At 26.7% G+C, this 6,216-nt stretch carries 8 protein-coding genes and 1 tRNA gene; 8 read left to right on the plus strand and 1 reads right to left on the minus strand.

The annotated features are described in order from the left end of the window. Positions 1-125 precede the first annotated feature (125 nt). A tRNA-Ser gene (locus RI76_RS01000) sits at positions 126-216 on the minus strand. 364 nt (positions 217-580) lie between these two features. Between RI76_RS01000 and RI76_RS01005 the strand changes: the two genes are divergently transcribed. The 8 genes from RI76_RS01005 (at position 581) to RI76_RS01035 (ending at position 6,174) form a co-directional block, all read left to right on the plus strand. Next, positions 581-1,282 (plus strand): hypothetical protein, encoded by a 702-nt coding sequence (locus tag RI76_RS01005; RefSeq protein WP_017192267.1) that lies wholly within the window; start codon positions 581-583, stop codon positions 1,280-1,282. Between the two features lie 191 nt (positions 1,283-1,473). Further along, the gene (locus RI76_RS01010) at positions 1,474-2,853 is read left to right on the plus strand and encodes a 2-hydroxycarboxylate transporter family protein (protein WP_017192268.1); all 1,380 of its coding nucleotides are present in this window, start codon (positions 1,474-1,476) and stop codon (positions 2,851-2,853) included. Positions 2,854-2,972: 119 nt separating this feature from the next. Next, on the plus strand, positions 2,973-3,647 hold the full coding sequence (plsY, locus tag RI76_RS01015) for a glycerol-3-phosphate 1-O-acyltransferase PlsY (protein WP_017192269.1): 675 nt from the start codon (positions 2,973-2,975) through the stop codon (positions 3,645-3,647). A 295-nt stretch (positions 3,648-3,942) separates the two neighbouring features. Then, positions 3,943-4,179 carry a hypothetical protein gene (locus RI76_RS02965; protein ID WP_017192271.1) on the plus strand — a complete coding sequence of 79 codons (237 nt, stop codon included), beginning with the start codon at positions 3,943-3,945 and terminating at the stop codon, positions 4,177-4,179. 467 nt (positions 4,180-4,646) lie between these two features. Further along, complete coding sequence (locus tag RI76_RS02870) at positions 4,647-5,411, plus strand: hypothetical protein (protein ID WP_017192272.1); 765 nt, start codon at positions 4,647-4,649, stop codon at positions 5,409-5,411. A 23-nt stretch (positions 5,412-5,434) separates the two neighbouring features. After that, positions 5,435-5,524, plus strand: a complete 90-nt coding sequence (locus RI76_RS03275) for an SVM family protein (RefSeq protein WP_017192273.1) — start codon at positions 5,435-5,437, stop codon at positions 5,522-5,524. A gap of 10 nt (positions 5,525-5,534) precedes the next feature. Then, entirely contained in the window at positions 5,535-5,822 is a 288-nt protein-coding gene (locus RI76_RS01030; RefSeq protein WP_261974327.1) for an effector protein, read from the plus strand. An 85-nt stretch (positions 5,823-5,907) separates the two neighbouring features. Continuing rightward, a complete protein-coding gene (locus RI76_RS01035) occupies positions 5,908-6,174 on the plus strand; it encodes a hypothetical protein (protein ID WP_017192275.1) in 267 nt (88 codons plus the stop codon). Positions 6,175-6,216: the final 42 nt, after the last annotated feature.

Raw genomic sequence — 6,216 nt, forward strand, 5'->3', positions numbered from 1 at the left:
ATATATAATTTTATTTAATTAAACAAAAGATAAATCAATTCTGGCTAAATATTATATTATTGGGAAAAATAAAACTATTTAACAAATGCTTAAGTAAAAAAATATCATCAAATTTTTTTTATAATTGGCGGAGCAGAAGGGATTCGAACCCTTGCACCAAAAATTGGACTACGTCCTTAGCAGGGACGCCTCTTATAACCACTTGAGTACTACTCCATCTGAAACATTTTTTGCCATCATTAATCAATCGAATCATTTCCTTTTTTTAGAAATTTATTCAAAGATTATTAGACAAAAACATTATAACAAAATATATATTAAAAAAACATGTTTATTGACTTTTTATTAATTCATTGAGTAACTGAATTCAATAAAAAAGAGTTTATATCATGATTATCGCATATGAGAAACATTTATTGATAGAATAATCATTCTAGAAGAGGTCTTATATGTTAAAATAAAAAAGACATAAATGTAATAATTCACTTAAAACACAAGCATAATTGTGTTTATGCAATCACTCCCATAAAAAATGCTTTCTTTACACGCTTAATATATTCGCATCAAAGGAAAAAATAATATGACTAAAAAAATAGATTTAAAAAAAATAACTTTAGGAGCTAATTTAATAGCCATGGCTTTTATATTAGCTCAAATTAACCAAAAGTTTCTTTCAGGCAGTTTATTTAGTTTTAAAAAAATGCCGATTATAGACGCTCAATTATGTGTTTTTTGGCACTTTCCTTTATTCGTTTTAATGTTTTTGTTTAGTTTTAAATATGCTTTAACTTTTTTATTGATTTACTTATTTTTTGATGGAGTTTTTTATTCCTCATTTCAATACTTACAAATCTATAATACTTATCAAACTTTATTTGTAGACGAAAGTGCTGTTATTTTCAAAAATATTATCTTTGGGACTTTTATACCTATTTTAGCATATCTTTTTATATCTTTTCTAAAAACGGACGAAAAAAATTATCAAAAAATGTTACTAGTTTTCACTATTATTATCATCATTCAAAGTATTTCTCGCACAATTAACGGTTATGCGTGGCTAAACATTATTAAAAAAAATTTACCTACTCGTGCAGGTCTTTTTGCGAACTTGATAAACGCTTTTTTTAACGGTGGTACAACTAAATCTTGGTTTATTTTATGGTTTTTAAATCTGATTCCCGTGATTACTTCCAATATGATCAACTTAGTGGTCTTTTTATTATTTAGAAATAAAATACAAAATATTTATCAACAATTTAATTTCAACGAAAAACATAGTTAATCATCAGATAGAAAAATTTTTTGAGCAAATAAATGAAACACAACAAGCATTTTTTCGGTTAATAAAAGGTTTTTTTAACAAAGGATGTTTATAAATGACTTTTTCTTGTTATAAACTTTTCTCAATAAAATATAATTATAAGTGTTCATGCATTAACATTCTAATCCATAAGAAAGAAGGAAACATTTTTTATGAATGAAAAAAATAATAAAAAGAAAATAGAGATTTTTGGTTTTAACCCTTTATTGTTTTTAAGTTTTGTTGTAATAATGATTTTAAATATCGTTTATATGAGAATAGATCGAGACAATAAAAAATTATGGCATCCTTTATTAACGCCTTTATTTTTTGCTATGGTGTTAGGGATTGGTTTAAATTATATTGGTTCTAAAACGCCTTTTTTAAATAAATTAGGCTTTGGTTTTTTACTTTCTATATTAGTACCATCTTTTTTAATTTATAAAGAAATAATACCAAAAAACATAGCTGATAATTTTGATAAAGCTTTTTTCAATAAACCAGGAGCGAATGATGGTTTAGGGATTAATTTCTCACAATTCTTTATCACTATCGTTATCGCCGGAAGTATTTTAAGCGTGGATAGAGATTTATTAAAAAGATCTTTAATCAAGTTTATTCCGATCACTTTAATCGCTATTATCTTTGCTTTTGTTGTTAGTGGTTTTTTAGGTTATTTAGTGAGTTTTCATCCAGATGTTATTTTCTCAAAGAAATCTCAAGGCAGTTTCTGGGATAGTATTTTCTTTGTGTTTGTGCCTTTAACTAATGGAGGGACTAACTTAGGTATTGGTGGCTTTTCCAATGGTATTTATAAAGACGCTTTTAAAGAATCAGCAGAGGCAAGTCAAATTAGAAGTGTTCTTTTAGCGCCTTTAATTTTAGCCCGTGTTTTAAGTATTTTCTTCGCTGGTTTATTATTTGTTTTATTTGATAAAACTAAATACAGCGGCAAAGGCTCTTTAGAGCAAAAAAAGATTGACCATTCTCATAAGTCTATCAAAACACCTTTAGAACATAAACAAATAGGTATGGGGTTATTAATCATTTTCGCTCTTTATAATTTAGGCAATATGATTAACCAAGTTTTATGTAATTATTTAGACGCAATGGTATATGTTATTATCATTTTATTAGTTATTAAAATTTTTAATTTATTGTCTGATAAGTATCAAAATTCTGTGTCCCAAGCTGGAAAATTCATGTCTATTAATTTTACAGGTCCTGTTTTAGCCGGTTTAGGTTTAACTACTAATTTTGCCAATTTAATAAATACTTTAAAAACACCTAGTGTTGTATTAATCGTTGTTGCTTCCTTAACGGTCGCTGTGATAACAACTTTTATTTTATCCCAATCATTAGGTTTTTACCCTCTAGAATTATCTTTAACTGCTGGACTTTGCTCGCACAGCATCGGTGGAACGGGCAATTTAGGAGTGATGGCTATTAGTCATCGAGAAGATTTATTGCCTTTTGCGACTATAGCGACTCGTGTAGTTGGTCCTCTAGTATATATCATATCCACCTTCGGTTTTAAATATTTATATATGTAACCCAATCTGGTTTTAGACCAATTTACAAATTATATGTTTAACTTTTTATTATTTGTTAATTAACAAATATTTATGAAATTGTTATAATATAAATAAAAGAAAGTTTGAAAAATAAAAACATGAATATATCGAATATAAGTATTATCGTAAGTATTATTTTATTTTCTTATACAATAGGATCTATTCCGGTAGGCTTATTGGTAGGAACAATTTTTAAAAACAAAGACATTAGTACTTTAGGTTCAAAAAATATTGGTTCTTCGAATGTAACTAGAGTATTAGGTTTTAAATTAGGTTTACTAACTTTTATTTTAGATTTTTTAAAAGGTTTTTTGCCTATTTTTATCGTTAAACATTTAACGAAAAATGATATTATTCCTGAGAAAATCAATGATTTTAGAGTCTATTTCGGTATGGCTGCTGTTTTAGGACATATGTTTTCTATTTTCAATAAATTTAAGGGCGGGAAAGCTATCGCTAGTTCGGTCGGTTTTATCACAAGCATTAATTACCTAGTGGGTTTATTAGGGATCTTATCTTTTGTTATTATGGTAAGATTTAGCGGGTACGCCTCTTTATCGTCTCTTATAGCCACTTCTTTAGTAAATGTCGGCTTATGGATTCATACTGGCATTGAGCTTTCGAGGGAAAAGGAACCTCCACAAACTTATATGGAATTATATTTTATCTTTGCCACCACAATTATTATTTTTTTAAAACATTACAAAAATATTATTAATTTGCTGGAAGGCAAAGAAAATAAATTTAATTTCAAAAGAAAAAAAACTCAATAATGTTAACATTTTTTTCGCCATAATACAGAATAAAAGCTAAATTGTTTTCCAAAGAACAATTTAGCTTTTATTTTTGGGTTTATACATCTATAAGAGTTTATAAAAAAAGAAGGATACTTTATAAAAACGATTTACATATGATAATAAAAAATGCCTAAAATATTTCTTTTATCAAGAAAAGGTTTAGGCAAAATATTTTTATATCGATTGGTTAAACTAACTTCATTAAAAATGTGAATTCTAAAAAGGGTTTTTAACGGAAGAAACATTATTTCTGCCGGGCGCCGAAGTATGTATGGATGCCTTCGGAGGACGAGGCATGTTAAGAGCAGTAGGCGGCGGCGTAACTAAAAAAACCGCTGGAAACATCGCTAAAAGTGGATTAATTGTTCACGAAGTACACCGTGCAATTCACTTAGCTCAACAATTAATGCAAAACGAAGATGGAACTCCTAAAATGATGGACCAGCAAACATACGAAACAATTATTAAAAGAATTGAAAAAGATTTAGACGAAGCCAACGCAGACTAATAAAGACTCCGAAAAGAAACTAGAAGAATATAAAGATAAATTACAATCTGATCAAATTGTCAAAGAATACGGAAAATCAAGAAAAGTAGTTACAAAAATCGCACAAGAAGAAGAGTCTGTAATTTATGAATACACAAAAATTGTTGACGAATTAGATGAAAAAAGAAAAAAACCCTTGAAAAATATCCTTTAAACATTGAATATAACCAATTAGCAAAAAAAATAGAAACCAAAAACGAAGAAATAAATGCGAGAGAAGAAGAATTAAAACAAAAATCTCCAAAGTACGCCAAAGTTCAAGAAAGAATTAAACAAAAAAGATATAATAAATTCTTACAACCTATTAATAATTAATTTATATATCAAACTTTTTCTTTAAAATTAACACAATAAAAATGTATAATAGTGGTAATTAATTTTTTAAAGATAATATCCATTACTACTATTATCGGAAAGGCTATGAAAATATGAATTTTTTTAAAAAATATTGGATTATTATTATAGGTTTGTTTAAAGGCATTAATGAAACCAAACAAGAGCCAAAATCCTTATCAAATTATCATAAAGAAGTAGATAACGAACAAAAACTAAATCAACCACTAAGAAATAAACGCGAAATAGAAACGCCAAAATCTAAAATTAAAATAACTAAAGAAAAATTTGATATAATAAAAAATTATATCTTATCAGAAAATGAAAACGAAGTTTTAACACTAAATGATCTTTCTCAAGAAGAAAAAAACAAAATCGAAAAATTTAGAAATTCACAAAAACAAACATTAGAATTTAGAAAAAAAGACCAACAAAACATAGATGAAAAAAAACAAGAATGCAATGGATACACATCCCAAATAAATGAAATAATAAACCAAATTCAACAATTACAAAAACAACTTCAACAAAAAGAAGAAGCATTAGCTAACAAAGAAAAAGATATAAAAGATAAAAAAGAAGAAGAAAAAATAGCTTCCCCTGACGACAAAATTAGATTAAAAACTGAAATCTCAAAATTACAAGACGAAATAATCGAGTTAGTCGGACAAATTGGCGAAATGAAAGTCCAAATCGGCCATTTAAAATCCAGACAAACAATGTGTGAAGGTATTTTATCTGATGCCATCAAACTAAGAAATGTCTTACAACACAATTATGATAAAAGTTTAGAACAAAACAAAAAATCCGCTCTATCCTCCCTCAACTCTCTTTATGAAATCACCTCAGCTGAGGGATAAAAATAAAAGGAGAGATTTAATTAATGTTTAAAATTAAACACCATTTATTATTTTTAAATATATTTGTATTTATTGGTTTAGGATTATTTTTAATTACTAGTAATAATCAGTAATAATCCATTAATGGCTATGAATAATGGTAATCAAACGCCAAATAACGGTCATCATAACACTAATTTTGAAACTCAAGCGCGTATTTTACAAGAAATGAATCGCGAACAAGCTGTAATAGTCCAACAAATTTTTAATGCTAGAAATAATAATGCTTCCGAAGAAATTATTAATAATCTTGTAAGACAAAATATACAATTAAGTCAACGTATTTCAACTCAACAGATTATTTTACATAATGCTATGCCTCGCGAAAACAATTGCAATCAATTAAATAACTCTAATAACAGAAGACGTTAAACAAACAAAACCCAAATTATATATCCTCTCCCAATTACCTCTATAAAATTACCTCGGCCGAGGAATAAAAATAAAGGTCAAATCAATGAAACAACCAACTCCAGAAATAGAAAATTTTTTGAAAAAACCTTCTACAAGAATATTTCTTTCTATTATTTCATTATTAATTTTATCTTTAATTGCACTTTTTTATCGACATATAATTTCTGAAATCAAACAAGTTGATTCTAAAGTAGATAAAGTCGATACTTCTTTAAATGATTTTAGAAAAGAAAATAAAACAGATTTTGAAAAATTGAGAAAAGAAATTAAAGAAAATTTAAAAGAAATTAGTCAGAAAATAAATAAATAACAAAAAATAAGTTAACATATAAACGTGTTAATTAAAAAAATA

This window comes from Milkweed yellows phytoplasma str. MW1 (genome assembly GCF_000309485.1).
GTDB lineage: Bacteria > Bacillota_I > Bacilli_A > Acholeplasmatales > Acholeplasmataceae > Phytoplasma.